This window comes from Faecalibacterium sp. DFI.5.82, from assembly GCF_029076575.1.
In the GTDB taxonomy this organism is placed as follows: Bacteria; Bacillota; Clostridia; order Oscillospirales; family Ruminococcaceae; genus Faecalibacterium; species Faecalibacterium duncaniae.
Window position 1 is genome coordinate 37,792 of the sequence record NZ_JARFIS010000006.1, and the last position, 24,582, is coordinate 62,373.

General features: G+C 49.1%; 30 protein-coding genes. 10 read left to right on the forward strand and 20 right to left on the reverse strand.

The genetic code is table 11. The features are described from left to right. Nucleotides 1–3: 3 nt before the first annotated feature. Together P0G09_RS08845 and P0G09_RS08850 are read right to left on the reverse strand one after the other, a co-directional pair. Nucleotides 4–768: a DpnI domain-containing protein gene (locus P0G09_RS08845; protein ID WP_275252480.1), complete on the reverse strand. Its 765-nt coding sequence runs from the start codon at nucleotides 766–768 to the stop codon at nucleotides 4–6. A gap of 75 nt (nucleotides 769–843) precedes the next feature. Next, complete coding sequence (locus tag P0G09_RS08850; RefSeq protein WP_275252481.1) at nucleotides 844–1,254, reverse strand: hypothetical protein; 411 nt, start codon at nucleotides 1,252–1,254, stop codon at nucleotides 844–846. A gap of 358 nt (nucleotides 1,255–1,612) precedes the next feature. Here P0G09_RS08850 and P0G09_RS08855 point away from each other — a divergent pair, with 358 nt between their 5' ends. Next, nucleotides 1,613–2,470: a tyrosine-type recombinase/integrase gene (locus P0G09_RS08855; protein ID WP_275252482.1), complete on the forward strand. Its 858-nt coding sequence runs from the start codon at nucleotides 1,613–1,615 to the stop codon at nucleotides 2,468–2,470. Nucleotides 2,471–2,566: 96 nt separating this feature from the next. Here the strand turns inward: P0G09_RS08855 and P0G09_RS08860 are convergent, their stop codons facing one another. From P0G09_RS08860 to P0G09_RS08895, 8 genes are all read right to left on the reverse strand, one after another. Beyond that, the gene (locus P0G09_RS08860; RefSeq protein ID WP_275252483.1) at nucleotides 2,567–4,096 is read right to left on the reverse strand and encodes a recombinase family protein; all 1,530 of its coding nucleotides are present in this window, start codon (nucleotides 4,094–4,096) and stop codon (nucleotides 2,567–2,569) included. Nucleotides 4,097–4,294: 198 nt separating this feature from the next. Further along, entirely contained in the window at nucleotides 4,295–5,032 is a 738-nt protein-coding gene (locus P0G09_RS08865; protein ID WP_223387800.1) for a DUF3658 domain-containing protein, read from the reverse strand. A gap of 12 nt (nucleotides 5,033–5,044) precedes the next feature. Then, nucleotides 5,045–5,575, reverse strand: coding sequence for a hypothetical protein (locus P0G09_RS08870; RefSeq protein ID WP_275252485.1), 531 nt, complete (start codon nucleotides 5,573–5,575; stop codon nucleotides 5,045–5,047). A 409-nt stretch (nucleotides 5,576–5,984) separates the two neighbouring features. Further along, complete coding sequence (locus P0G09_RS08875) at nucleotides 5,985–6,749, reverse strand: Tat pathway signal sequence (RefSeq protein ID WP_275252486.1); 765 nt, start codon at nucleotides 6,747–6,749, stop codon at nucleotides 5,985–5,987. Between the two features lie 47 nt (nucleotides 6,750–6,796). Further along, nucleotides 6,797–6,943 (reverse strand): cyclic lactone autoinducer peptide, encoded by a 147-nt coding sequence (locus tag P0G09_RS08880; RefSeq protein ID WP_081027705.1) that lies wholly within the window; start codon nucleotides 6,941–6,943, stop codon nucleotides 6,797–6,799. Between the two features lie 13 nt (nucleotides 6,944–6,956). Further along, nucleotides 6,957–7,487, reverse strand: a complete 531-nt coding sequence (locus P0G09_RS08885) for a DUF5626 family protein (protein ID WP_005934533.1) — start codon at nucleotides 7,485–7,487, stop codon at nucleotides 6,957–6,959. An 18-nt stretch (nucleotides 7,488–7,505) separates the two neighbouring features. Then, nucleotides 7,506–7,676 (reverse strand): hypothetical protein, encoded by a 171-nt coding sequence (locus tag P0G09_RS08890; protein WP_005924488.1) that lies wholly within the window; start codon nucleotides 7,674–7,676, stop codon nucleotides 7,506–7,508. Between the two features lie 12 nt (nucleotides 7,677–7,688). Further along, on the reverse strand, nucleotides 7,689–8,276 hold the full coding sequence (locus tag P0G09_RS08895; protein WP_005924490.1) for an accessory gene regulator B family protein: 588 nt from the start codon (nucleotides 8,274–8,276) through the stop codon (nucleotides 7,689–7,691). Nucleotides 8,277–8,455: 179 nt separating this feature from the next. Between P0G09_RS08895 and P0G09_RS08900 the strand changes: the two genes are divergently transcribed. The 6 genes from P0G09_RS08900 to P0G09_RS08925 all read left to right on the forward strand — a co-directional run bounded on the left by P0G09_RS08900 (nucleotide 8,456) and on the right by P0G09_RS08925 (nucleotide 14,333). Beyond that, the gene (locus tag P0G09_RS08900; protein WP_097800473.1) at nucleotides 8,456–9,154 is read left to right on the forward strand and encodes a LytTR family DNA-binding domain-containing protein; all 699 of its coding nucleotides are present in this window, start codon (nucleotides 8,456–8,458) and stop codon (nucleotides 9,152–9,154) included. Then, entirely contained in the window at nucleotides 9,151–10,422 is a 1,272-nt protein-coding gene (locus P0G09_RS08905; protein WP_275252488.1) for a GHKL domain-containing protein, read from the forward strand. The genes P0G09_RS08900 and P0G09_RS08905 overlap by 4 nt, the downstream gene beginning before the upstream one ends. Nucleotides 10,423–11,110: 688 nt before the next feature. Beyond that, entirely contained in the window at nucleotides 11,111–11,545 is a 435-nt protein-coding gene (locus P0G09_RS08910) for a mobilization protein (RefSeq protein ID WP_270192828.1), read from the forward strand. Further along, complete coding sequence (locus P0G09_RS08915) at nucleotides 11,517–13,082, forward strand: relaxase/mobilization nuclease domain-containing protein (protein WP_270192827.1); 1,566 nt, start codon at nucleotides 11,517–11,519, stop codon at nucleotides 13,080–13,082. Before P0G09_RS08910 ends, P0G09_RS08915 begins: the two co-directional genes overlap by 29 nt. After that, nucleotides 13,079–14,017, forward strand: a complete 939-nt coding sequence (locus P0G09_RS08920; protein WP_227621847.1) for a hypothetical protein — start codon at nucleotides 13,079–13,081, stop codon at nucleotides 14,015–14,017. Before P0G09_RS08915 ends, P0G09_RS08920 begins: the two co-directional genes overlap by 4 nt. Nucleotides 14,018–14,060: 43 nt before the next feature. Then, a complete protein-coding gene (locus P0G09_RS08925; protein ID WP_275252489.1) occupies nucleotides 14,061–14,333 on the forward strand; it encodes a transposase in 273 nt (90 codons plus the stop codon). Nucleotides 14,334–14,350: 17 nt separating this feature from the next. Here the strand turns inward: P0G09_RS08925 and P0G09_RS08930 are convergent, their stop codons facing one another. After that, nucleotides 14,351–15,358: a lipocalin family protein gene (locus tag P0G09_RS08930; RefSeq protein ID WP_275252490.1), complete on the reverse strand. Its 1,008-nt coding sequence runs from the start codon at nucleotides 15,356–15,358 to the stop codon at nucleotides 14,351–14,353. Between the two features lie 239 nt (nucleotides 15,359–15,597). On the opposite strand from P0G09_RS08930, the gene P0G09_RS08935 reads away from it, so the two are divergent. Then, nucleotides 15,598–16,146 carry a TetR/AcrR family transcriptional regulator gene (locus tag P0G09_RS08935; RefSeq protein WP_275252491.1) on the forward strand — a complete coding sequence of 183 codons (549 nt, stop codon included), beginning with the start codon at nucleotides 15,598–15,600 and terminating at the stop codon, nucleotides 16,144–16,146. 264 nt (nucleotides 16,147–16,410) lie between these two features. After that, the gene (locus P0G09_RS08940; RefSeq protein WP_275252493.1) at nucleotides 16,411–16,710 is read left to right on the forward strand and encodes a hypothetical protein; all 300 of its coding nucleotides are present in this window, start codon (nucleotides 16,411–16,413) and stop codon (nucleotides 16,708–16,710) included. Between the two features lie 82 nt (nucleotides 16,711–16,792). Here the strand turns inward: P0G09_RS08940 and P0G09_RS08945 are convergent, their stop codons facing one another. Further along, entirely contained in the window at nucleotides 16,793–17,044 is a 252-nt protein-coding gene (locus P0G09_RS08945) for a DUF6061 family protein (RefSeq protein WP_275252524.1), read from the reverse strand. Nucleotides 17,045–17,537: 493 nt separating this feature from the next. On the opposite strand from P0G09_RS08945, the gene P0G09_RS08950 reads away from it, so the two are divergent. Next, complete coding sequence (locus tag P0G09_RS08950; protein WP_015565010.1) at nucleotides 17,538–17,786, forward strand: DUF6061 family protein; 249 nt, start codon at nucleotides 17,538–17,540, stop codon at nucleotides 17,784–17,786. Between the two features lie 408 nt (nucleotides 17,787–18,194). Here the strand turns inward: P0G09_RS08950 and P0G09_RS08955 are convergent, their stop codons facing one another. From P0G09_RS08955 to P0G09_RS08990, 8 genes are all read right to left on the reverse strand, one after another. Beyond that, a complete protein-coding gene (locus tag P0G09_RS08955) occupies nucleotides 18,195–19,088 on the reverse strand; it encodes a YitT family protein (protein ID WP_015565011.1) in 894 nt (297 codons plus the stop codon). Nucleotide 19,089: 1 nt separating this feature from the next. Next, the gene (locus tag P0G09_RS08960) at nucleotides 19,090–19,716 is read right to left on the reverse strand and encodes an HAD family phosphatase (RefSeq protein WP_015565012.1); all 627 of its coding nucleotides are present in this window, start codon (nucleotides 19,714–19,716) and stop codon (nucleotides 19,090–19,092) included. Between the two features lie 80 nt (nucleotides 19,717–19,796). Continuing rightward, the gene (locus P0G09_RS08965; RefSeq protein ID WP_015565013.1) at nucleotides 19,797–20,780 is read right to left on the reverse strand and encodes an SIS domain-containing protein; all 984 of its coding nucleotides are present in this window, start codon (nucleotides 20,778–20,780) and stop codon (nucleotides 19,797–19,799) included. Nucleotides 20,781–20,867: 87 nt separating this feature from the next. After that, complete coding sequence (locus tag P0G09_RS08970) at nucleotides 20,868–21,704, reverse strand: PTS system mannose/fructose/sorbose family transporter subunit IID (protein WP_154266010.1); 837 nt, start codon at nucleotides 21,702–21,704, stop codon at nucleotides 20,868–20,870. A gap of 15 nt (nucleotides 21,705–21,719) precedes the next feature. Then, the gene (locus P0G09_RS08975) at nucleotides 21,720–22,529 is read right to left on the reverse strand and encodes a PTS sugar transporter subunit IIC (protein ID WP_015565015.1); all 810 of its coding nucleotides are present in this window, start codon (nucleotides 22,527–22,529) and stop codon (nucleotides 21,720–21,722) included. A gap of 31 nt (nucleotides 22,530–22,560) precedes the next feature. Beyond that, nucleotides 22,561–23,028 carry a PTS sugar transporter subunit IIB gene (locus tag P0G09_RS08980; protein ID WP_097773854.1) on the reverse strand — a complete coding sequence of 156 codons (468 nt, stop codon included), beginning with the start codon at nucleotides 23,026–23,028 and terminating at the stop codon, nucleotides 22,561–22,563. Next, a complete protein-coding gene (locus tag P0G09_RS08985; protein ID WP_173014745.1) occupies nucleotides 23,025–23,453 on the reverse strand; it encodes a PTS fructose transporter subunit IIA in 429 nt (142 codons plus the stop codon). The genes P0G09_RS08980 and P0G09_RS08985 overlap by 4 nt, the downstream gene beginning before the upstream one ends. A gap of 260 nt (nucleotides 23,454–23,713) precedes the next feature. After that, nucleotides 23,714–24,442 (reverse strand): GntR family transcriptional regulator, encoded by a 729-nt coding sequence (locus P0G09_RS08990; RefSeq protein ID WP_015565018.1) that lies wholly within the window; start codon nucleotides 24,440–24,442, stop codon nucleotides 23,714–23,716. Nucleotides 24,443–24,582 lie beyond the last annotated feature (140 nt).

Here is a 24,582-nt window from a genome sequence, read left to right on the forward strand (position 1 = left end):
GATCTACAAAAGTTTTCGGTAATGACCTCGTTCCAGAAATTCGATCATCCCTTTATCCCGAAGAAATTGCATCTGTTGGCGAATCTTCGCTTCAACGTTTTGATTGTCAGGATGCTGGTGCTTTAGTTTATCTGCAAACGCATAAATATCCTTCAGATAAAAATCTTTCGTCGGAATAGCATTTACACAGTTAAGCACATCAAATAGCCACCCTCGCTTTTCAATGGACTCCGTTTGCAGACGTTTGATTCTTGCATAGTCTTGTACGATACGATCCGTACTGCGATAATTTTGGTTTTCAATAATAGGGATTCGCCCTTGTTCTGGAATATCGCCATATAAAATATTACAGCCGACCCATCCGGCACGTCTGGCAGTTGGCGATAACGGTTTTCTCTTTTCGATCACCGTAGGCGTAAAGAAGAATTTGGGAACAACCGTTAAATCGACAACCTGTAACGAGGAGTAGTGCATAACCAATAAATCAGGATTTGTCATACTGGTTATGCGACTTATCATAGTATCGTATGCTCCATCCGATATTTTTCTTCCAATTCTTCCATCTTTACTTTTTAACTCAAAGATTTCCCCACAGGATGGGCACTGAAAGTCTGCAACAGGGCGGTTATTTTCCAATTTTGAAATTCGAGCGTTTCCACATACTGGGCAGAAAATATTGTCATTGACCCAGCTTTCGCTCATTACACGGATTTTCTGTGAATTGCTTTTATATCCAAGTCCAAGCGATTGGTCAAAGCACAAGTTCATAATTCAAAATCCTCACACCGGATATTGCTTTTTATGATTGTACCACGTTAGTCAGGCACTGTAAATATCAGAGCCTCATGCCGCCATCTTTTTGCATCCGAGGCACAGGTCGATCTGTTCTTCGGTGTCCGTGTTTTCGCTGATAACACGCAGCTTGCGGTCCAGCAGGCCAATTCGCTGGGAAATGGGAATGGTTTCACCCGTTACGGTGTCGTAGCGGCTTACCAGATAGGGAGCCTCGCCACAGGAGATTTCCAACCGCTGTGCATCCACATATTTCTGCCATGTGTGCTGACGGTCGTCCGGGAAGGCGATTTTGTCAGCCGTTGCTTTCCACGACATCTCCTTCTGGATGTTGAAAACATCCTTCCTGCCAAACCACTGCTCATCCACCAGATTGTTCTGTGCGTTGCAGATCCAACTGGGGGTAAACACCTCTGCTTTATCACGGGTGCGGTTGGTCTGGTGCTCCAGTGCTTTTTCCACTCTGGGCTGGATCAGACTGTCCTGTTCGCCTGTAACCAGCTCCGGCAGGATTTCTTTTTTGAAGCTGTACTGTTCGCCCAGTTCAGCGTAATCATCGGTTGCTCAGATGATGTTTTTCTTGGTGGTCTTGTCCTGAAGCAAAATCTCAAGGAGGGTGCGTTCATGGTCCAAAAGCTCCTGCTCCAACAGGTCAATCCCTGCAATGCTGAACATCCGCCGCCCTCCCTTCCATTTATTGATGGTACTATAATAACACACCTTTCGGGGTTTGTGAATGTGTACCATCCACCGTTTTCATCAGGGCACCCCATTTTCCAGTGTCCTGCCGGGAAGATTCCAAAGAGCGGCGGAACGCTCGTTGGCACACGACTTTGCTTGCAAAGTCTACACCTATCAGGATGAGCACGGCAAGAGCTGCGACAAATGGGAAAGCTTTCCCACTAAGGAGGAGGCGGTCAAACGCCAGAAGCAGATCGAGCATGAGCTGGCGACCGGTAATTTTCTGATCCCGTCCACCGTGACGGTAGCAGAGTTCCTGATGGACTGGCTGCCCAAGCAGTGCAGCAAGCACAAGTGGGCACCGAAAACCTACCAGTCCAATCTGGCCCTCATCCAGAATCTCATCATCCCTTATATCGGGGAGATGCAGATGCAGAAGCTGCGGCCCTACCACATCGAAGCCCTGTACGACACCCTGAGCAAGACCCCCTGCGGGCAGTATGTGGGCGGCAAGCGGCGAGACCTCTCGCCCAAGCAGCAGAAGCGCACCCTCTCCGGCACTACCCTCCATGAGGTCCACCAGTTGCTGCACAATTCCTTTCTGCTGGCGGTGGAGCCGGTGCTCATCCGCAAAAAGTTCCTGAAATGGCAGGACGCACACCCGGAGTTCCCCCGCATCGTCTTTCACGGTCTGCGGCATTCCAGTGCCACCTACCAGTTGATGATCTCTGGTGGCGACATCAAGGCGGTGCAGGGGACTACCGGACACGCCAGTGCGGATATGCTGGTGAACACCTACGCCCATATCCAGCAGTCCTCCCGTGTGGAGCTGGGCAAGAAGTTTGAAAGCGGCTTCTATGCCAAGCCCGACACCTCCAGCCCGCAGGCTGTACCCGCCGCAGGCGAACCCACCATCTCCATGACGGCTCTTTTGGAATTGCTCAAGGATGCCGACCCGGAGATGAAGGCAAAGCTCCGCTTAGCTCTGCTCACCTGATGCAAAAAAGGGCACTGATTGCAATGCAATACAGCGCCCTACATAATCGGACATGGAAAACACCGACCGTGCAAAAACCGTGCAGAAACCGTGCACTCATGGCTTACAAAACAAAAAAGCCATGAAATCTTTCGATTTCACGGCATTTTCTGGTGCAGTAAAGCAATCCAAATCCGAACCATTTTCCTTTGATGCGGCTTGGGCCGCTTCCTCAAACGTGATGGTCTGTGTCCCTTCTTTATAGTTGAAGGCAATTAAAACCTTATCATCGTACAGATAAATCGAATTGATGAACGTATCCACCAACGCCTGCCGCTGGTCTTTCAGGCTCATGTCCAATTTACGGAACCTCATCAGCCAGAAACGGATAAATTCCTCTTTGATCTTGGGCTTTGCCAGCTTTTCTTCCGCAATGCGGGCTTCAAGCTCTCGCTTGGTTTCTTCGAGCTGCTCCAGCCGCTCCTTGGTGGAACTAGTGAGGATTCCGGCCTGAATCGCGTTGAGCATATTCTGGATACCCGATTCTGCATCCCGGAGCTGTTTCTCATAGAGAGGAAGGTTGGTGTTCTCTCGGTCTTGCAGCTCCATGACCTTGGCGATAATGGATTCCATGGCGGCATCGTCCCGGACAAGCTGCATGGTCTGGTTCACCACCAGATCTTCCAGCCACTGTTTGCGGACAGTTTTCTTCTTGCAGCCCTTCTTCTTTTTGGCCGTGGCACATTTATAGTAGCGGTGGACTTCTCCCGTCCGGCTTGTGCCGCTTTCGCCAAACATCAGCGCACCGCAGCAACCACAGTGCAGCTTGGTTGTCAGCAGGTAATCGTCCTCTGCCTTTCTTCGGGCAGGGGCTTTCTTGTTTTTGGCAATCTTTTCCTGCACATCATCGAACAGTTCCAGCGGCACGATGGGCGGAATCGCATCCGGCACGACCACATCCCGGAATTTCAGTTCTCCGATATAACGCCGGTTTTTGAGCATGTGCTCCACGCTGTTGTAAGTAAATTCGCCTCCGACCGGGTTCTTGATGCCGTTTTCATTCAGCCAGTCCCGAATCTCTTTCATCGTGAGGCCATCCCGATACTTCGTGAACGATTCCAGCACGAAAGGGGAGGCAAGCGGGTCGATGTGAAATTTCCGCTCGGAATCCAGCGTATATCCAAACGTTCCACGACCACCGTTGCAGCGGCCTTTCAGGATGTTCTCTGTCTGTCCACGGACAACCTTTTCGGCAAGGTCGGCAGAGTAGTATTCTGCATAGCCCTCCAGAACCGATTCCAGAATGATACCCTCTGGCCCCTCGGAGATGATCTCCGTAGCCGACATGAGCTTGACACCGTTCTTCTTCAGCTGGGTCTTATACCGGGCACTGTCGTAGCGATTCCGGGCAAAGCGGTCAAGTTTCCAGACCAGAACAATATCAAACAGCTTCTTGTCGCTGTCCTTTATCATCTGTTGGAATTGAGGGCGATTATCCGTCTTGGCAGAGATGGCGCGGTCAATGTAGTGCTTGACGATAGTGATGTCATTCTTTTCGGCATAGGCCGTGCATTCACGAATCTGGCCTTCGATGGATTCTTCGCGCTGGTTATCACTGGAATAGCGGGCGTAGATCACAGCGGTCATGGCAAGCACCTCTCTTTACACGTCATTGAACGGTGGAGCGTTCTTTCAAAGCACTGTTTCGTATAATGTATATACCATGTTTTGATGGAGAAATCAAGACTTTTTATTATCTTCAGTTTTTCTTTTTGAACAATTGACCCAACAGCCACCCCTCTCGTTGAAATGAGGTGACTGTTGGGCCGACTTGCTCGGATTCCTTTATTCTTCGTTTAGCTGGACGATGGTATTATAAAAGATTTTGTTTGGAATAACGACTTGAAGAACACCCTTTTTCAAAAGTGCTTCTATGCGTTTCATGACATACCAGTCACTTACCGGAGCAGAAATCGCTTTTAATACGTCTGCGGTAAGTTCACCAACCGAAATAGGAATTCTCGATACTAAACTAATAATTCTCTGGTCGAAATAATCTATGTTAACGCTTTTAACATCGTTCGCATGCCAAATACGCATGGAGGTGTTTTCGTTTAATAGCTTTCCCCATCTTTTGGCATACTCAGTAATAGTTTCTTCCGTCAAATACTTTTGTGAGATCTTATCGGTTTTCCCTTCCATAAATTCTTTCAGACCTTCTCTGGATGCAAGCAAAATTCTATTTGTACCATACTTTGCTGCATAGTAACAAATATAATAAATGCCGCACCAACAATCGGCAGAACTCCTGACCCAAACACGCAGTGGCTTATGATTTATCATATCACATTGAACCGCATTCGCTGTACCATGATATTTCGACCACAGTTGTCTAGCTTCAATTTGGCTGTCAGGATAATATTCTGAAAGGCAATTCACGAATTGTTTGCAACGATATTCTGAATCGCAAGCATATTGAAGTTCTCCCATTGATAACATAAACGGAAACAACTTTACACTTTCGACGATGCCTAAAGCTGCTAACATATTGACATCACTGGGTTCAAAAACAATTTCATCCATAGCTGGTCAAAATCATAATTTCGGGATGGTAACTTGTGTAGTTGCACTCCAATAGATTGGTTTGCTTGAGCCAACCACTCCAAAATAACACCCAACGCTGCAATCAAGATAAGTTCCAACATCATAGAAGTCATATGTATAGGTTGTATTATATATACTTTGTTCTGGAACTAGTGCTGTCGTTGAAAATGGGCAGCTTCGTTCGATGTTATCGGAATAGCTCGTGTAGTAATCCGTTCCTGAAACATTTTTTATTAAATCCGGGCCAATACTGACGGTAGTTCCACTCATATAAAAGCCCAATCCATTGGCCTTTGTATAAAGAACTCTCCATGTTCCATCAATATACGATACAACTCTTGAGCCGTCTGTATTAGAAACAGGAACGCGCATTGGAACCTCGGCCAAAACATAAAATCCGAGATTCTCTTGTTCTTGCACAGAAAGATTGAGAAGTTCTTCTATCGAATAATCATCGATCTTTCTCTTATTTCCAGTTGCAAATGCTGGCTGAATGGTCAGGAGAAATAAAACCGTGACCAATAGAATGGAAATCAGCCGTTTGATTTTGTTAGTTATAGTATACTGCCTCCTAATTTATTTTTTTCTTCACTCAATACACTAAAGCTCCATTGGAATCACCTTCATTAAATTTTCCCCTTCAGGTGTATACTCCTCGGCAAATAAATGTGAACCATACAAATGCTGAAACTACTAGAATACTGTTGGAATAGAAAATATTGTGACCTTACACTGCTTTGGGTGATTACTTTGCTTTCCTTCATTGAATAGCTAGAACAACAGCTACTATCAAGAACAAAGTTGAAAGCCCAAGCATAAGGTACTGCGCTTTTATCTGTCAATCGGACAAGATTACTAGTCCATACTGAAATGCAGCCCCAAAGGGCAAAAGGAGCAATAAGAAAAAAGTTGCTTTTGCCTTTTTTCATTCTTAGCCTCCCACAGCTTGATGGTACGATTTTGTAGTATCCATAAGGTGTCCACCGGAATCATACGAATACAAAATATCATGATAGCAATGGGTATAGTAGCTATTATCATATGCGAAATGGACTTCATACAGCGATTGATTTATAACAACTTTCGATGGAGAAGTAGCTAGAACCACACTAACCAAAAAGGATCCAACCGTAACAGCAGTGCTTCCCGGCAAGTGCAACCCAGTAATTAAAAGGCTTGCTGCAGTTTCAACTCCACCAATCTTAATTTGCGCAATCGCCGTATTGTCAATTGTATAGCTGAGATTTGATACAAATATATGCTTATACTGTGATCCTGTAACATCACTTCCAACATTGGCTCCCCTTGTTTGAGGCATAGATTTTGAAGTTGCTAATTTCAAAAAGACATCATAGCTTTGATTGGTCAATTTGCTTTTTTTCGTTTTTTGGGCTTTCGTATAGACAAGTTCACCTGTACCATCTTCTTTAACGCTCCGGTTCAAGGTAACATTTTGTCCATCAATATCAGTAAAGCGAGTTACTTCAATGATCGTATTTTTATCTATTTTGTAGGACACTTGCACAGTTCTTGCAACAGTAGCCACCAAATTTTCACGGTCGCTTTTAGAAATAATTTTTGTTTTACTGATTGCACTGTCTGCAAAAGCCGTTGTCATTGGCAAATTTTGTAAAGCGGCTACTGTTATGCCTAAACATAAAGTTTTCAAGAATTCTCTTCGAGATACATCTTTCATATTCTATCACCTCACATCGTTTTTGATATAATGTCTATCATATGAGTTTAGTTGCGATCAAGCGATTCAGGGACATCCGGCTGATACGCTGTAAAGCAGCAGGTGCTATTCACACTTAAGACTGCAATCGCCATTGCAAAAGCACATGTAATTTTACTCAGGAAAAAAATCAGTTTTTGTGAATTCTGTTTCATATTGTCCTCCACATTACATAGAATACGTTACATCGACTTCATTGTTTGTTCCGCGAGGAGTTCCCTTCAGCCAGCAAGTATGAGAAGCAATACCATTATAAGCGTTACTGGTAAAGGTGAGTTTTGCCGAACTGGAGTTATACGTCAAACTTGCATCACTATATGTGGAACCCAAAGTTGTAATCGAATAGTCCCATGCATTTGTGACTTTGTTATTCGTCACTGTCATATAAAAATATGCATGAATCACCACTCCCTTATACGAAACCTTCCAAGAATTCGACGATTTCGCTACACGAGAAATTGAATTGTCCACTGACTCGATAGTAATAGTTGCTGGATCACCATTACTGTCAACTACCGCAATTGCGAGCTTCTCGTTTGCCTTCAGTTGATCGAGATTGCTAAAAGTAACAACATTGTTCTTAACGGTAGCTTTCGGTGAATTCGATTCAGCGAAGGCAGACTGAACGCCAAACGACATTACAACCGCAATAAAAAGCAGACTCGCCGTAAGTTTTTTGATGAATTTTCTTGTACTCATGATCACATTTTCCTTTCCTTATTTTGATTTGATTGCTTTTACGACTAAATAAATGACCAGTATGCCGATGCAGAGCGAAATAATTGTCAATGCCTCTGCCGTTGCATTAAGGCAAGCACCAATAAAATAAACCAATACCAAAAATGCAACAAAAGCGATAAGAAGCAGCACCCATTTGTTTTTTTTCATGTTATCACCTCCCTATCTACAAAAGTTGGCATTAAATTTTTGTTGAACCAAAGGAATTGTTGAGAATACAATCAATACCCATTTGGAGAGATAGTAGCAAACTACATGACGTGTATACGGAAGCACATTAAAAATGGCAAGCAGGAAATCTATTGACGAAAGAACAGATGCGACCATCTTGTAACTTGACCGCTTCTTTTCACTTAAAGGCTTATTCTTTGCTTCGATAGGTGAGAGAAAGATAGAGATGCCCAAAAGAGCTACTGTTGTCAGGATACGGAAAAGGTGATTTGCTGCGATTGCCTTACTTAGCAAAATGCAGATAAGTGCCAGTCCGGAGAATGCCAAATAGCATCTGGTGTGCGATGTTGCATGGTATCCGCCAATGTAGATTCGCTGTGGGATAAACCCAATCAAAAATGAAAGTGCGTACCGCACATCACCACACACAACAGCGATTAAAACAACAAGCAGAACGCTCACAACAGATGATATGAGCAACTCGTACCCATAGACATACGCATCCGCCTTTGCTTCATCTATCACTTTTTGCTCGCAGAAAAGACGGACTGATTTTTGAGACAGCGTGCGTTCCCACATTGCAGTTGCGCCACCTTATCTTCTGATTTTTGCTTCACTGTATCATAAATTTCAGCAAAATCAAGAGGTTTGGCAAAACTGGTCGTTCTGGTGACAAAAGTGGTAGGTCAGGCTACTTGTAAGGAGCCTTTGCACAGTCTATAATAGTAGCAGGACATTATTTTGTGGAGGTTGTCGAAATGCTGAAGTACCACGTTGCAGTCTGCGATGATGAGAAGTCAGACCTTGATGGCATTGTTCAAAGCGTCCAGCAGTACGATGTGCAAGGCTGCTTTGACATTGAGACTTACATGGATGGGAATGAACTTCTGAGCGAATTGCAAATGCAGAAAAAATCCTTCGATTTGCTGCTGCTCGATATCGAGATGCCATCCAACGGTTTTCAGTTGGCGCAGTCTTTGATCCAAATGGAGAAGCATCCTTTGGTGGTATTTGTCACGAAGCGGCATGAGTACGCTGTGCAGGGATATGGCGTTGCATTCCGCTACCTTGTCAAACCTTTGGATCAGACACTGTTCGCTGCGGCAATGGATGCCGTCCTTCAGGAACTGAACTCCAAACATTTCACGATCGAATACGATGGTGTTACCATGTCCTTGGAAACATCGGACATTTACTTTCTGGAAAGCCACGGACATAAAGTTCTGATTCACTGCAAGGAGCAAGACCTTACATTGCGAATGAGCATTCCTGAAGCCTTGGAGCAGCTTCCCAAACGGTGCTTTGTGTCACCACACAAAAGTTATCTCGTCAACATGGAACACATTGTTTACGCTACGGGAACCGCTGTTTTTCTTTCCAGCGGACATCAGCTGCCGATCAGCAGGAGGAAGCGTCAGGAGTTCAATCAGATCTTCAACGCTTATTTGGGAAGATGATGCTTTATTATTTCGTTGAGTTTGCAGGGAGCTTTGCCAACATTGCCCTGTTGCTGCTTTTTATCGGTCGGCTGTTTCCCAAAAAGGAACCCGTCTCAAGGTGGTTCTATGCGTCATATGTTGCACTCTTGATCGCTGGGCAGTGCGCTTTGAGTTTATTCCCGGATTGGGTAACGCAGCGCACGATTTATCTTTTAGTTGGCGGATTTCTCCTTGCATTGCTGTTCTATGAGGTTCGACCGTGGCAGGCGGTTTTTGCAAGCGGAGCTTTCTTCACACTGATTGCTTTGGTGGAAGTGCTTGCAATGCTTCTGATTGGGCTGCGTATCCCGGATACCGACATTCTAATGCAGGCTGGGGCAGCACGGTTGGTCTATGTTGTTTTTTCAAACCTGATTCAAATTCCACTCGTAGTCCTGATCTCACATTTTTTCAGCCGAAAAGGAAATGCTCTGCGTATCCTATGGCTGCTGCCGATCATTGCGATTCAAATCGCAAGTATTGCTGTCTGTTATGTGGCACAGTATCATGCTGCGGATGAGTATTTCCCGGATTATATGGTCGGTCTTATGGCGGTGCTTCTCCTTATAAACATCCTGATCGTGTTCTATGTGGAAGCTCTCCGGGAAAATGAACTGGAAAAATTCAAAGTTAAGTTCAACGAACAGCAGTACAATCTTCAAATGGAATACTACCAGCAGCTCAAAGAACGTCAGGAAGAAGTCCGTTCTCTACAGCATGATGTGAAGAAATACATTCTGGCGATGCAGGCAGTTGCAGAACACGGTGATACCGAAGAACTTCACAAGATCGCACAGGCCGCCACGAATGTTTTCGAGCGTTCCACAAATATTTCTGCTGTCGGAAATCCTGTTGTTGATGCTCTTTTGAATTATTACTTACGAATTGCGGAAAGGAATAACATCAAAGTCAAACTGGATGTGACGATTCCTGAAGTTCTGACGATCTCATCGTTGTCTTTGAGCATCATCATCGGAAACACATTTGACAATGCCATTGAAGCCTGCTGCGACTTGCCAGCAGAACAGCGAATCATTCATCTACAGCTGCGCAAGCAGTATCGCAGTCTCTTTTACCGGCTTGAGAATCCATACAGCGATACCGTTCGCAGCATCCGCATCGGAGAGTATCACGGTTACGGACTAAAGAACATAAATCGTATCGTTCAAGAGAACCATGGCGACTTCTACACAAAGAAGAAGGACGGTGTGTTTACCGTCCAAGTCCGCCTGAACTGCGAAAATTAAAACATTCTTCTAAAACGCAGCCTTGCTTTCGCTTGTACTTTGTGTGTTTCGTTCATCTGATGTATTCATTATCCTGAAGTGTTGACACGCATTCGTACTTATGTTATCATTCCCAACAAATCCACAGAGATTTCTGTAAAGAAACGATTCTGTGCGGTTTTATTTCCTGCGAAGATTTACCGCCCCGCAACACACCCGATCATTTTGCCGTCTGTTTCACCCGACAAAATCCTTCGCCTGTACTGCGTGGGCGGTATTTTTCTTTTCCGGGGAAGATTGCACCTTGAAAATTTCATGAGCCGACCGAACGTGATACCGGCTCTCCAGTCAACGCCGCTGCAAAACAGGGGCAGGAACTTCGTTCGGGGCAAACGGCGATTCACATATATGAGCAGTGGAACTCTCTACTTATTTTTGCGTCTTAACAATTCGGAAACAACTTTCGGAAATACGTTTTGAGCGCAGCAGTGGAGAGCAAGAACCGTCCCGTGGCCACAAATTTTCAATTCTTGAAAATCTTGTGCTCCACCGGGACTTCACTTCTTCAATGCACCTGCATTTCCGAAGTGATCTTGTTGGGGCGTGCCTGCCCCAAACCCTGCTCATATTCGCACCTTGCGGTGCGAAAGAACGGCGCGTCGTGCTTACATAGCTTCACCGAGGAGCTAGCGAAACGACAGGAGGTTCAATGAACAAAACGAATGTCAAAGCGAATCCCAGCACGACCCACCGCCACGACACGCCGAACAACAAAACGCACATCATCAAGTTCCGTGTGACGGAAACTGAAAAGATGGAACTCCAATGCACAGCAAAACTCCTTCACCTCTCCCTGTCCACCCTCATCCGCCGTGCGCTGCACAGTGCGAAGATCGAGCGCACTGTTATCGTTGCCGGCGGCGGAGAAGAAACCCTGACTGCCGTTTCCACTCTGCTCGCTCAGTGCAGCAGGGTGGGCGGCAACCTGAACCAACTCGCACGACACTTCAACTCCGGCGGAGCAGACACCGAACAGCTCCGGGCGAAACTTCTGGACGAACTTGCAGACCTGACCGCCTTCCGGCTCAATGCCGAGAAAGTTCTGGGTGAACTGTATGGCAACGCTGAAGCATATCGCCTCTAAAAATTCGGACTACTCTGCTGCCGAAACCTATCTGATTTACCAGCACGATGAATTTTCCGGCAAGAAGATTCTGGACGAACAGGGCAGACCCAAGCTGCGGGAATCGTACATTCTGGACACCCTTGAATGCGGCGAAGCCTCGTTTGCAACGGCCTGTCTGCTGGCAAATCGGAAGTACGACAAGAACAACAACCCGGATGATATCAAGAGCCACCAGTATATCATCAGCTTCGACCCACGGGATGCAGTCGAAAATGGACTGACGATGGAAAAGGCACAGGCCCTCGGCCTGAACTTCTGCAAAGAGAACTTTCCAGGTCATCCTGCTATCGTCTGCACCCACCCGGACGGGCACAACCATTCGGGTAACATCCATGTCCACATCGTGATCGGCAGCGTCCGGACACGAGAAGTGGAGCGCAAGCCCTATATGCAGAAGCCCCGTGACTGGCGTGAGGGCATGAAGCATTCCAGCACAGCCATGACCATGCGGCATTTGCGTGTCGCAGTCATGGAAATGTGTCAGGATGCCAAGCTGTACCAGATCGACCTGCTCAGCTCGAAAAAGCGCGTGAGCGAGCGTGAATACTGGATGAAACGGCGCGGTCAGATGAAACTTGACCGTGAAAACGCAGCCCTGCTTGCCGCCGGACAGCAGCCCACACAAACGAAGTTTGAAACCGCAAAAGAAATTTTGCGGAAGCAGATCTCGGATGTGCTCAATGTCGCAATGAGCTTTGAAGATTTCTCGGACAGGCTCTTGCAGCAGTACGGCATTACCGTTAAGGAAAGCCGTGGACAGCTCAGCTACCTGCCTGCCGGAAGAAAGAAGTTTATCCGGGCGCACAGCCTCGGTGACAAGTTTGAGAAAGAACTCGTGCTTGCCACCTTGAAAGAAAATGCCAAGAGCCAGCCCATTATCCTCCACAACAATCTTGAGGAAGAACCCGACCGAATCAAGAAACTGGTGGACATTCAGGCGAAGCTGAAGCAGGGCAAGGGCATCGGCTACGAGCGTTGGGCGAAGAAGCACAACCTCAAGACCATGGCACAGACCTTGATTCTCTTGCAGGATAAAGGTCTGCTCAACGAGGACGCACTCGACCAGAGAATCGCAGAGCTTGACACCAAGTTCCATGAATCGCTGGCCGTAGTGAAAGACCTCGAAACCCGCATGGCAGAAAACAAGACGCTGCGCAGCCACGCTGCTGCCTACAAGCAATACCGACCGCTTGCGCAGAAACGGAACGCTGCCAAATCCCCCGCAGCCTTTGAAGAACAACATCGTGTAGAGCTGACAGCATACCGGGCGGCAGCGGCCTATCTCAAGGCAAACAACATCACCAGCCTGCCCAGTCCGAACAAGCTGGAATCGGAATACTGCGCTCTTGCTTCCGAAAAGGCACAGTTCTATGAGCAGTACAAGGAAGCCAAGTCCGAGCTGCTCAAGCTGAAAGATGCAAAACAGAATGTTGCCCTGTTCTTCCGGGAGGAAAAACAGACGCAGCATCACGAGAGAGAAGGAGTGTGCGTATGATCAATCTGAAAATCGACCCGGAGTTCCAGAATCAGATTCCGCCGCTGACGGACGATGAATACAGGCAGCTTGAAGAAAACATCCTCAAGGAAGGCAAGCTGCTCTCTCCTTTGATCGTCTGGAACAACACCCTCGTTGACGGCCACAATCGTTATGCCATCCTCCAGAAGCACCCGGAGATTTGCTTTTCCACCATGCCGCTCCGATTTGAAAGCAGAGAAGAAGTCCTCGCATGGATCTGCAAGAATCAGTTGGGGCGGCGTAATCTTACCCCGGAGCAGAAGCTGTTCCTCATCGGAAAGCAATATGAAGCGGAAAAATCCTCTCATGGCGAAGCCCGCAAAGAATCGCATGATGAAAATGGCCGATTTCACCGGAGTTCTCAAACTGATAACTCCGGTGAAGCCATAAAAACCTGCGAACGAATCGCAGAGGAAAATGGTGTAAGCAAGGCAACTGTACTTCGTGCATCGAAGTACATGAAAGGCGTTGAAATTGCTGAATCCCTGATTCCCGGTATGCGGGAGAAGATTCTGAACAAACAGGTAAAAGTCAGCAAGTCTGATATGCACCGCCTTGCACGAGCCAACTATGATGCCCGCGCACAGACCTTGCAGGAAATCCTGCACCCGGAACTGAAGGTTGAACCGAAGCCGGATGCCGATGGCATCATCCGGGAACCGGGAAAGGCACCTGTGATGCCGTTTCAGAAAATCGAATCGGTTTACGACAGCGATGCTTACCCGGAAGAAGTGCGGCATGATTATGTCGCACTGGAACACGTTACAACACGTTTCCGCACAGAGTTTGACTATCTTCTGAGAACTATGCCAGACACAGCACAGCGAGAAGTCATTCTCGAAATCATCCACAAGCACAAGGAGTACCTTGATTCTCTGGAATCTGCGCTCGCAGAGGATGAGCAGACAGCATAACAAACAGGCCCATTGTATGCTGTCAACGGAAGTCCAAAGGAGTGTGCGTTTGAACAAAAAGAAAAAGTCCACAAACATTTCCCCGTATCCCGATGAAGCCATCGAACGTCTGGCACGGGCATTCTATCCGGCGATCCTTGCCTGCTGGAACAGCGAGGAAGGCCAGCGCGAGTTTGCTGCGTGGCAGGCGGAGCAGGCTCACATCTCCGGCAAAGAAAGACAGGAAGTTCCCGCTGGGGAACTCCCTGTCTTACTTATCGTGTGTGGATTTTTGCAGGGTGCGTCCTTCGGGGCGCACCCTGTTTTTGTTTTGTGATAATCTTTTTGCCCATATTACTTGAAGCCACCCACTAACTCTACATAGCAGAATCCAGTAGCCGGTTTTCCGAGATAGGTTCCTTTCACTTGGCTTGCAGCTTCATACTTGCTGATGTGCTCTGACACGATTTCCTGCTCTACCGGATACGGCGCGACATAAAGTTTTGCATCCAAGTCTTTGATTTCTACTGTAAATTCAATTGGATAATTCTGTCCGGAAGCCTGACTGTACCATTTTTTGGCCTTGAACTGTGTGAATGGGGTAACATCAACGACTTTATTCGTTCCATCCGCGTGAAGAACCGTTGCCCAAGCTCTTGTAATTTTAGCGATTTCAACACACCAGAGACTGAGTTTGTCTCCGTTGTCCATATTTAAGTCCATCCAATACCAGTGAATAGTTCCGCCCGTTACAGGGTCATCCGAACCTTCTCCGGTTTTGCTCTTTTGGGTGGGGACTTTTTGCCACTGACGGTCAAACCATGCATCCCCAGAGATTGGATACGTTTTTCCGTTTAAGACGAGTGTTCCAGTAGGCTTGATTCTTGGCTTTGAATACTGCTTTACGCCAATGACAGCAATCGAAAATTCGCCGGCCCCACCGTTCATGATGATGCCATCTTCAAATTCAAGTTCCAGATCAAGTGATGCGTGTTCCATAAAAGCAGTAACGCGCATGTTGCGAAGATCTCCCTCCATCGAACCATTTGGTACGATGATGCCAAAATGGTCTTCTGCAAACTTTGTCTGATCCATCGGATAAAATTTATCTTCTCCCAAATATTCGCCGGTCGTTTCATCTGTAACTCCGATCACGGAATTCAACTTTAAGGAACCGTCCTTGTCTTGCCATACCATCTGGTGATATAAATAATTCAGTTTATGGCCTTCTGCTTCAAAGTGACCAATGACAAACCATGAGCTGGAATTGTAAGTTCTATCCCACATGAGTTCGTTCTCAGGATCATAGGCTGGCTTCCTGTTCTTGGTCAATCGGATCACGGCGTTATTCAACAGCTTCATAACAAGATCTCCTTTTATACGGGTCAGATTGAAAGATCTAACAGTGGTTTGATTTTCAACAGATGTTTGATAATATGATACTATCAAGAGCCGCAGCATTGTGCAATGGTTGATTTTAATCGAACTGATGAATATTGAACAGTTCAAGCTCTACTGTTGAAAAACAACTTCAGAAAATCGTTGAATTTCCAACAGGTGATTGATATAATACAATCGTGCAAAATAGAGGAGATGATCTGGTGAAAAAAGAGGATAGAAGAATCCAAAAAACAAAGGCGGCGATCTCTGCTGCGTTATTCGACCTACTGGAAGAAAAAGATTTTGACCAGATCTCAATCAACGACATCGCAGACAGAGCAAATGTGAACAGAGGGACAATCTACTTTCATTATGCGGACAAGTTTGATTTGTTAGATAAAATCATCGAAGATCGACTGGAAGACCTTCGGGCTGTATGCTCTCCGATTCACTGGGATTCTACGGAAAAAGAACTTAAACATTATTTCACTGCGGTGTATCAATTTTTTGAGGATAACTACAGGTTCTTCTCTGTCATGACCAAAAGGGGCGGTACCAGTCGCTTTCAAGATAGATTCAAACAGCTAATTTTACAGGAAATGACAAGGATTCCGGTAGCATCAACGAAGGATAGCAACGAAATATTCTTTTTACAATTCCGTGTGAGTGCTCTTGTTGGCGTCGTAGAATGGTGGATCAAAGAGGACCACAGTTTATCCGTGAAAGAAATGGCAGACAATACCGTAATTCTATTCATCAGAAATAAGTGACGCACACAAGAATCACGCTGTGTTTGGCCTTTTGTAACAAAGAAATCTTACTCATTATCGAATAAATTGAACCATCGCCGAATAGACCTTGGTCGCTGTGGAAGTGCAACTCCTAGCGAATTTCTGTTTTTACAGACTTCATCGCAAGGTGAATGTTATTCTTCTTTTGTTGTTACCCATTTCAAATATAACAAGAACGATTATGCGACCGAATTGGAAAAGAAATGCCAGGTTTCTTTTGGTACCCTTGCTTTGGTGATCTGCGTGGGACTGCAGGTTCTGTTCATCGTAGAATTTGGCGACCACAAGGCGGAGATCTATTCTGCCTATTTGCAGAATATTGCAATGTCCATCGCCTATCTCTACCTGCTGAACCGGCGGCGAAGCTCCAAAGGACAGACAAGGCTCATTGCGATCTGTAAGTGGATCGGGACCCTGACACCGACCCTGATCGGTGTCATCGAGCGGAATAGATTTATTGCTGCGACCGGAATCATCTGCTTTGTGCTGGACGGACTGTATTTCTTCTGCCTGTCCTATGTGCAAAAGAACGAGCAGAAATAATTGTCGATCCGGTGCGTAAAGGCCTAAATATTTTAGAAAAGGCAGGATGTTCTCATGGGAGCATCCTGCCTTTTCTATGTCTTTAATCTTCTAGCCCGTGGCACCCAGCCGCATTCTTCAGATACTCCTCTGGCTCACCGTTCAGGATCAGCTCAGCATACGCCAGTGGGTCATTATAGATGAGGTAGTCCAGTTCAGACCGCTGCGTCATGGTAACATCTAGTGCATCCTCGACCCCGGTGCAGTCGATGGAGATTTTTCTGCCATCTTGGAGCAGCAGCTCCACGCATCCGTTGTCCATGTTAAAGTGACAGGCTCTTACATCATACTTCATAATCATGCCCTTTCTGCCTTACGGCAATCTTACAGTTGTGACCTTCGTGATGCGGTCTTTCTTCTGATAAGGTTTCGGACACACAGCCGTCAGGGAAGAGCCGGAATTGTCATTTCCGAAGAAAACAAAAAATCCGAACCCTTCTCCTATCGAGAAAAGGTTCGGATTTTCATTGTTTGGTGCGATGGAAGGGACTCGAACCCCCGGCCTACTGATTCGTAGCGCACGCCGGGCGATTCCCTCAATTTTTGGAAGTTACGTTTTGTCGTTATTTCTTAGCGATACATCGCAAGTTTTGAGCTTGGAGTTTCTGCATCCTTTGTCCGATTTTGCAACGATTTGCACCCTTTGCACGTTTTGAAACCGTGCAAAAACCGTGCAGAAACCGTGCACTTACTCCCGGACAAACTAAAAACCACTTCATCCGACAACGACTTGACGGCATTGGTTCGAGTGACTGCACACCAAAAATCAAGTCTTGGAGGATATGACTATGACAAAATTGCTTTCCTGCCGCTACAACATGGACACCAACCGGGTGGAAGCCCTGTTCGCGGATGGCACCACCGTTGTCATCGACTGCATTACCGTGGAGGACGAGTACGGCAACACCCCGGCACAGCGGGCAGAACTGGACTGGCTGCTGTATAATAAGCCCTTGGAGTACGCACAGATGGTGCTGAGAGGGGAGATGGAGCATTATCTTTCCCTCGGCTGTGACCACGGCAGGCTGGAAGATTGAGCCTTAGAAAACGCGCGGCAAAAATGCTAATCGCGCGGCGCGCGTTTTTATCGCTGACTTTTATTCAGGCAACATTGCACGCGCGCATTCCAGCGTGCGATTCCACTTTTCCGAAATTCAATCGTATTACAGTTTATTTTTACAAGTTCCAACTTTCACGTCGCACCTTCCCACGCATGAAGAATGCACGCCCGTGCGATCTTTGTTCGCGGTTTATTCGCGGTCAGCCGGATTTATTCGCGCTTTGTTCGCGCGATTGCGCGTTTTCAGCGTAAATTCAGCGTAAACCATGCCAAGTCAGCGTATTTTCAGCGTAAATCCCGGGAAGTCAGCGTAAACAACCATTTACCATATATAATAATGCCCGCCCACCTGTGGAAAGCCACAGTGGGCGGGCATTCTGCGTTTTCAGATGGACTGGAACCCTTTGCCGATGATCTCGCTTGAGTTGACAATGGTCAGAAAGGCCTCCGGGTCCTCCCGGCGCAGGAAATCCCGCAGCAGCCCTGCCTGCCGCCGGGTCAGCGCCACCATAATCATGGTGCGGGGCTCGCCGGTGTACACGCCGGTGGCGTTCTGCTGGGTCGCTGTGCGTCCCAGTGTTTCCGTAACGAAATGCCGGATGGGCTCCGGCCTTGAGGTGATGACCGTACACACCTTGCGGAGATTCAGGCTCTCGATAGCTGTATCCACGATGGTGCTGCGCCCGATGAGTCCCAGCACGCAGTACATCCCGGTCTGCGGGCCGTAGAGGTAAGCCGCAAACAGCACTGTGCCGATATCGCTGAGCAGCAGAGCCCTGCCGATCTCCACCTTGATGTACTTGTGCAGGATCATCGCCACGATCTCGGTGCCGCCGGTGGATGCCCCGATGTTGAATACGATGCCGCTGGCAATGGCAGGCAGCGCCACCGCAAAGCACAGCTCCAGCAAAGTATCATCCGTCAAAGGCTGCGACACGGGAAACATCTTTTCGCACATACTGGAATAAAAGCTGAGCATGAAGGAGGAGTACAGTGTCCAACCCATGGTCTTTATGCCCAGAAAGACGCAGCCCAGCACATCCAGCACCGCATTGGTGATCCACATAAAGGTGCTGACGCTCAGAGCCGGAAAGCAGGTGGCCAGAACGATGGAAAGACCGGTGGTGCCGCCAAATACAAAGTGGTTGGGCGCACAGTAAAAGTTCAGTGCTACTGCATAGATGATAAGTCCCAGATTCAGCAGTAGAAAAAAGCGTGCGCCGCTCCACAGCTGTGCCGGAGTCAGGTTTTTGCGCAGACCGTTCTTGATCGCTTCCATCTCAGTCCAGATGCTCCTTTACATCCATCAGCTGGGTGATGATGCAGTCTGCGGCGGACTGGTCCAGCGGCTCGCCGTGGCGGGGCTTCAGTGCCAGCACCTTCAGCCCTGCCGCCTTTGCGGAGGCAATGCCTGTGGGAGAATCCTCCACCGCAATAGCCTTGTCTGCCGTCAGCCCCAGTGCCTTCAGCGCCTTGAGATAGATATCCGGTGCAGGCTTATGGGCGGCGCAGTCCTCGCCGCTGAAGGCGAAATCCACCATGGCTTTCAAGCCGCCCTCCGTGAGCATCTTCATGATATCCGGTGCTGCGCTGGAGGACGCCACCGCCACCTTCAGCCCCCGGCTGCGCAGCGCATTCATCAGCGGCTCTGCCTGCGGGTCGGTAAGCTTGCCGTAGGGGGTGGGGCGAGCCTTGCGGTACTCCCGGTAAGCCATCAGCATCTCCTGACGGCGCACAGGGTCGTTGGGGACAATGGCTTCCCAGATGGCTTTTTCGTTGGAGCCGATGAAGTTGCCCTCCGGGATGGGGATGCCGTTTTCCAGCAGAAAGTTTTTACGGCGGTTCTCGTAGTAATATTCTGTATCTGCCAGCACCCCATCCATATCAAAAATCACTGCTTCAATCATTCTTCATTTCCCTCTTCATCAAAAAAGGGGAGGGGCAAGCCCCTCCCCCAAGCATGGGTCTATTGATCCCGGTCGATCGCTTAGTACTCCAGCTTCCACATATAGCGGCGCAGGGTCAGCGGATGCTGACGGACGTAGGACAGCTCCTCAGCATAGACGCGGAACACGGCGGTGTGCATCAGCGGGTTGAAGTAGGTGATGACGCTGCTGTCCACAGCATTGCCCAGACCGTAATCCTTTGCATCCACAACGGTGGTCAGAGCATCGAAGCGGTGCAGGAAGGTCAGTGCGCGGGCATCCACGGGACGGGTCTTGCCGTCGTTCATCAGCAGGATGAAGGGCACGTCCTTGTCCACGATCTCGAAGGGGCCGTGGAAGAACTCGCCGCTGTGGAAGGAGCCGGAGTTGACCCACTGCATCTCCATCATCAGGCAGATGGAGGTGGAGTAAGCGACCTCCATGGAAGCGCCGCTGGACATGACGTAGACGACGGGAGCGTCCTTGTACTTCTCAGCGAACTCCTTGGCAGACTTGCGGGCAGAGTTGGCAGCGTTCTCGGCAGCCTCGAACACGTTGGTCAGGCCCTCGATCATCTTGTCGTACTTGTCGAAACCTTCCACCTGCTGCAGGATCTCCACAGCCAGTGCCAGAACGTAGCCCATCTTTTCCAGCTTGGCGGCGTAGTTTGCCTCAAAGCCGTGAACGATGGTGTAGTCAGCTTCCTTGGTCAGGGCAGAACCGGCAGCGTGGGTAACGCTGACAACGGTTGCACCAGCGGCCTTTGCCACGCTGTTGGCCTTGACGGTCTCAGGGGTGCTGCCGCCCAGAGAAGCGGTGATGACCACAGTGGTGTCGCCCAGCCAATCGGGGGTATCGTAGTTGAACTCGTTGGCGGTGTAGTGTGCCACACGCAGCTTCTTGCTGCAGTTTGCCAGGAAGTACTTTGCGGGGTACAGCTCTGCCTTGGAAGCGCCGCAGCCAACAAAGGCCACGTTCTCCACGTTGTGCTTTGCCACGATGTCTGCCACGATGGACTTGACGTTTGCCAGATCAATGTTATACATAATGCAATCCTCCAAATTATTTTTCTTTTTGTTCTGATGAATCACAAATTACAGGCGTACGGATATCTATGTAAGCCGGAAACCCGGTTACACCAACAGACCAAGGGCGTTGATGGCAACACCGCCCACGATGCAGATGACCAGCAGCCAGCCGGTCTTGACCTTTTTGCGGATCAGGGTGTACATCAGCATCACGATGCCAAGGTTCAGAAGGTTCGGCAGAATGCTGTTCAGCACATCCTGCAGCACCAGACCGGTGCTTGCGAAGGTGATGGGAGTAGTCAGACCCACCATGCTTGCCACCATGGCACCGATGACCATCAGGCCTACGATGCCGCAGACGTACATCAGCTTGTCCATCATGCCGCCGTTGAGCTTGGTCAGGTACTTGCTGCCCATGGTATAGCCCAGCTTACCGGCAAACCATGTGACCAGCACAGCGGGGACAATGGAGAGGATCATGGCCAGAATGGGGCCCAGAACGTTACCCTGCTGTGCCAGAGAGATGCCCAGACCAAAAGCGATCAGACGGACAGTGCCCTGGAAGAAGGAGTCGCCCACGCCGGACAGGGGGCCCATCAGCGAGGTCTTGACGGCGTTGATGGTCTCCGGGTTGAAGTTTTCACGGTCGGCGGCGTACTGCTCCTCCATGGAAGCGGCCAGACCCAGCGTAAAGGCACTGGTCTGCGGGGTGCAGTTGTAGAACGCCATCTCGCGCTCGTAGGCTTCCTTTTTGTGCGCCAGCTGCTCGGGGTCGTTCTCGTCGGGGTACAGCTCGTCCAGCGTGGGAGCGATGCCGTACAAAAAGCCCATGTTCATCTGACGTTCGTAGTTCCAGGAGGCCTGAATGTTCAGGGAGCGCCACATGAACTGGAAGTATTTCTTGAAGTCGCTGCGCTTTGCAGTCTTGGTTGCGTTGCTCATTTCAGCTTCCTCCTATCAAAGATCGTCGTCATCTTCCAGCGGGTCGTAGTCCGGGTTGGCAGCAGCTGCACCGGCAGCGGCTGCGGCAGGTGCGCCCTTGCCATACTTCAGACCGGTCAGGATCACAGCCAGAATTGCGGCGAAGATCGCCACAGCGGTGATATCCAGACCCAGATAACCCACAAAGAAGAAGCCCAGCAGGAAGTAGACGGTCAGGTCGCGGTTGAGCATGGTGGACAGCAGCAGGGCAATACCGTAAGCGGTAAGGAACTTACTGCCGAGGTTCAGGCCATCGGTCAGCCATGCGGGGATGAAAGCCACGATCTTCTGCACCAGATCCGTGCCGAAGTAGACGGACAGGAAGATGGGGATAAAGTACATCAGGCTGTACAGCAGCGTGCCCCAGACGATGTGCATGCTCCATGCCTTGCGGAACTTGCCTTCTGCAATGGCGTGGTCGGCAACGTGGGTCAGGTTGGACAGGATGGTGCGCATCAGCACGCCCAGCATCTGGCCCAGAACAGCGATGGGAATGGCCAGCGCCAGTGCGGTCTCGGCAGAAGCATCGGTCAGGATGGCAAAAGCTGCGCAGATGATGGCAGCCATGTTCATGTCCGGGGGTGCTGCTGCGCCGATGTTCACGATGCCAAGGCTCATCAACTCGATGGATGCGCCAAGGGTCAGGCCGGTCTGCAGATCACCCAGCAGCGCACCGACGATGGTGCAGGTGATGAGCGGACGCTCGAAGTTCATGCGGCCCAGAATGCGCGAGTCCAGAATACAGAACACGCCAACCAGACCCAGAAGCAGTGCGGTAACAAACATGGGTCAATTCCTCCTTCTTATCTCCTTACGATCAGATGTGATCGATGGGTACTACCTTAAAGGTGGGGGTCTGCTGGCTGTAGATCTTAATGCCCATATCCAGCAGCTTCTGGGTGTCTGCCTGCTCCTCCGGGGTCAGGAATACCGACTGGTCAAAGGCCTTGGAGCCGGGCTTGTTTGCCACAGCGCCGTAGTTGATCTCTTTGATCTTGGGGTATGCCTGGCAGAACTTGAGCAGGGCAGCGGTGTTGCCGAAGATCATCATGATCTTCTCGTCCAGCTGCTCCACCTTGGGCATCTTGGCGATGGCTTTGTCCACCGTGAAGATGTTCACCCGGACACCGGCAGGCTTGCTCAGCAGCAGGGCGGACTTTTTCATCTCGTCGTTGGCGGCGTCATCGTCCACCACGATGATGCGCTGTGCGCCCACATGGCCGGTCCACGAGAATACCACCTGACCGTGCAGCAGGCGGTAGTCCAGACGTACTAATTTGATCATAGGTCATCCTCCTCATCTTGGGCTGCTTTTTTCAGCAGCAGGTTGCAATCAATGATCTGCGCCTTGGCATCTGCAATGCACTCGGCCAGTTCGTCCTGTGTCAGGGCTTCGTCGTTGGAAGCAAGGGTCAGCACCAGAGAAGCGTTCATGCCGCAGATCAGGTGCACCGCCGGATACTCCGGCAGCAGAGTCAGCATCTCGTTGTTCACGCTGCCGCCCATCACATCGGTCACGATGTACACAGCATCCTCTGCTGCAAAGCCATCCAGCAACCGACGTGCCGCCACCGTGATAGGCTCGGTCTCATCCCGCAGGGTAGCAAGGGCATAAAGGTTCGGCAACTCACCAAGGATCATCTGCACGGTGTCCTTCATTCCGGCGGACAGCCCTCCGTGCGAAGCAAGAATGATTCGGTTCATACGCATCCACGACCTTTCCTGTGTTTCCTTCATCTCTTCGGCGTCTGTATCATCTTATTCGTTATAGACGTCATAATCGTCATTTACATAGTACCACATTTTGCACAGACGTCAAGAGGTTTTTCTAAAAAAATCTTTACTTTGGTAAAGTGCACAAAGCATCTCCCCTATATTTTAGCAGTTTCACCAACAATTCTCCTTGGAACGACAAAAAGAGCGTCTTTTCCGGGTGGAAAAGACGCTCTTGGGGGGACAGAATGCTGCCCTCAAAACTCAAACATATACCGGCTTCCAATGTAATACTGCCGCCCGATGCACAGCGGGTGGTCATATTGGTCATGGAAGTAGGCGTTCAGATACAGCAGCGGCTCGCCCAGCGAAAGGTTGAGCAGCTGTGCCTGTTCTGCCGAAGCCCGTACCGCCTCGATACGCTGGCAGGAGGTCGTTGCAGGGCGCAGCCCGGAGATGCGCTCAATGGTGTCAAACATGGAAACATCATTGAGATTCTCGCTCATCAGGCTCTTATAAGGCTCGTAAGGCAGGAACAGATTTTCCAGAAACACCGGCTGACCATCGGCAGTGCGCAGACGCTGGATATAGATGAGCAAGGCTTCCGGGCCTACATGGAAGAAGGCTTCCTCATCCTTACGCACCGGCACGATCTGACGGTTCAGCAGCCGGGCGCCCGGCACCATGCCGTACTCCTTGCAGGTCTCCGTAAAGCTGGCAGTTCCTCTGCCGCTGGCAAACTTACGATGGATGCGGGGCTTGCTGACAAAGGTGCCCCGCCCCTGCATTTTGACCAGATACCCTTCGGCGCACAGCTCTTCCACGGCACGGCGCACCGTGATGCGGCTGACCGAGTACTCTGCACTCAGTTCCGGCTCCGGGGGAATCTTCTCGTTGGTTTTGTACTTGCCGCTCTCGATCGCGGCACGAATGTCATCCTTTACCTGCTGGTAAAGCGGGACGACAGCACTATCATTGATTGCCATGAAATACCTCACCCTCAAATTGAGTATATCGTTATAAACATTATATTCATCTTATGGCTATGATAGTGCATATTCCGCGAATTGTCAAGTAAAACTTGCAGTCAATTTTTTGTGCGAGGTGACGGATGCGCCCCGTGCTG

Bases quoted from the DNA above. Each gene is read 5' to 3' on its own strand.
- P0G09_RS08860 (WP_275252483.1), bottom strand. From the start codon at position 4,096: ATGACCGCTGTGATCTACGCCCGCTATTCCAGTGATAACCAGCGCGAA.
- P0G09_RS08880 (WP_081027705.1), bottom strand. From the start codon at position 6,943: ATGAAACAGAATTCACAAAAACTGATTTTTTTCCTGAGTAAAATTACA.
- P0G09_RS08890 (WP_005924488.1), bottom strand. From the start codon at position 7,676: ATGAAAAAAAACAAATGGGTGCTGCTTCTTATCGCTTTTGTTGCATTT.
- P0G09_RS08900 (WP_097800473.1), top strand. From the start codon at position 8,456: ATGCTGAAGTACCACGTTGCAGTCTGCGATGATGAGAAGTCAGACCTT.
- P0G09_RS08930 (WP_275252490.1), bottom strand. From the start codon at position 15,358: ATGAAGCTGTTGAATAACGCCGTGATCCGATTGACCAAGAACAGGAAG.
- P0G09_RS08885 (WP_005934533.1), bottom strand. From the start codon at position 7,487: ATGAGTACAAGAAAATTCATCAAAAAACTTACGGCGAGTCTGCTTTTT.
- P0G09_RS08980 (WP_097773854.1), bottom strand. From the start codon at position 23,028: ATGATCAAATTAGTACGTCTGGACTACCGCCTGCTGCACGGTCAGGTG.
- P0G09_RS08960 (WP_015565012.1), bottom strand. From the start codon at position 19,716: ATGATTGAAGCAGTGATTTTTGATATGGATGGGGTGCTGGCAGATACA.
- P0G09_RS08965 (WP_015565013.1), bottom strand. From the start codon at position 20,780: ATGTATAACATTGATCTGGCAAACGTCAAGTCCATCGTGGCAGACATC.
- P0G09_RS08985 (WP_173014745.1), bottom strand. From the start codon at position 23,453: ATGCGTATGAACCGAATCATTCTTGCTTCGCACGGAGGGCTGTCCGCC.
- P0G09_RS08875 (WP_275252486.1), bottom strand. From the start codon at position 6,749: ATGAAAGATGTATCTCGAAGAGAATTCTTGAAAACTTTATGTTTAGGC.
- P0G09_RS08945 (WP_275252524.1), bottom strand. From the start codon at position 17,044: ATGAAGTATGATGTAAGAGCCTGTCACTTTAACATGGACAACGGATGC.
- P0G09_RS08990 (WP_015565018.1), bottom strand. From the start codon at position 24,442: ATGGCAATCAATGATAGTGCTGTCGTCCCGCTTTACCAGCAGGTAAAG.
- P0G09_RS08905 (WP_275252488.1), top strand. From the start codon at position 9,151: ATGATGCTTTATTATTTCGTTGAGTTTGCAGGGAGCTTTGCCAACATT.
- P0G09_RS08955 (WP_015565011.1), bottom strand. From the start codon at position 19,088: ATGGAAGCGATCAAGAACGGTCTGCGCAAAAACCTGACTCCGGCACAG.
- P0G09_RS08865 (WP_223387800.1), bottom strand. From the start codon at position 5,032: ATGGATGAAATTGTTTTTGAACCCAGTGATGTCAATATGTTAGCAGCT.
- P0G09_RS08950 (WP_015565010.1), top strand. From the start codon at position 17,538: ATGACAAAATTGCTTTCCTGCCGCTACAACATGGACACCAACCGGGTG.
- P0G09_RS08970 (WP_154266010.1), bottom strand. From the start codon at position 21,704: ATGAGCAACGCAACCAAGACTGCAAAGCGCAGCGACTTCAAGAAATAC.
- P0G09_RS08845 (WP_275252480.1), bottom strand. From the start codon at position 768: ATGAACTTGTGCTTTGACCAATCGCTTGGACTTGGATATAAAAGCAAT.
- P0G09_RS08910 (WP_270192828.1), top strand. From the start codon at position 11,111: ATGAACAAAACGAATGTCAAAGCGAATCCCAGCACGACCCACCGCCAC.
- P0G09_RS08915 (WP_270192827.1), top strand. From the start codon at position 11,517: ATGGCAACGCTGAAGCATATCGCCTCTAAAAATTCGGACTACTCTGCT.
- P0G09_RS08975 (WP_015565015.1), bottom strand. From the start codon at position 22,529: ATGTTTGTTACCGCACTGCTTCTGGGTCTGGTTGGCGTGTTCTGTATT.
- P0G09_RS08895 (WP_005924490.1), bottom strand. From the start codon at position 8,276: ATGTGGGAACGCACGCTGTCTCAAAAATCAGTCCGTCTTTTCTGCGAG.
- P0G09_RS08920 (WP_227621847.1), top strand. From the start codon at position 13,079: ATGATCAATCTGAAAATCGACCCGGAGTTCCAGAATCAGATTCCGCCG.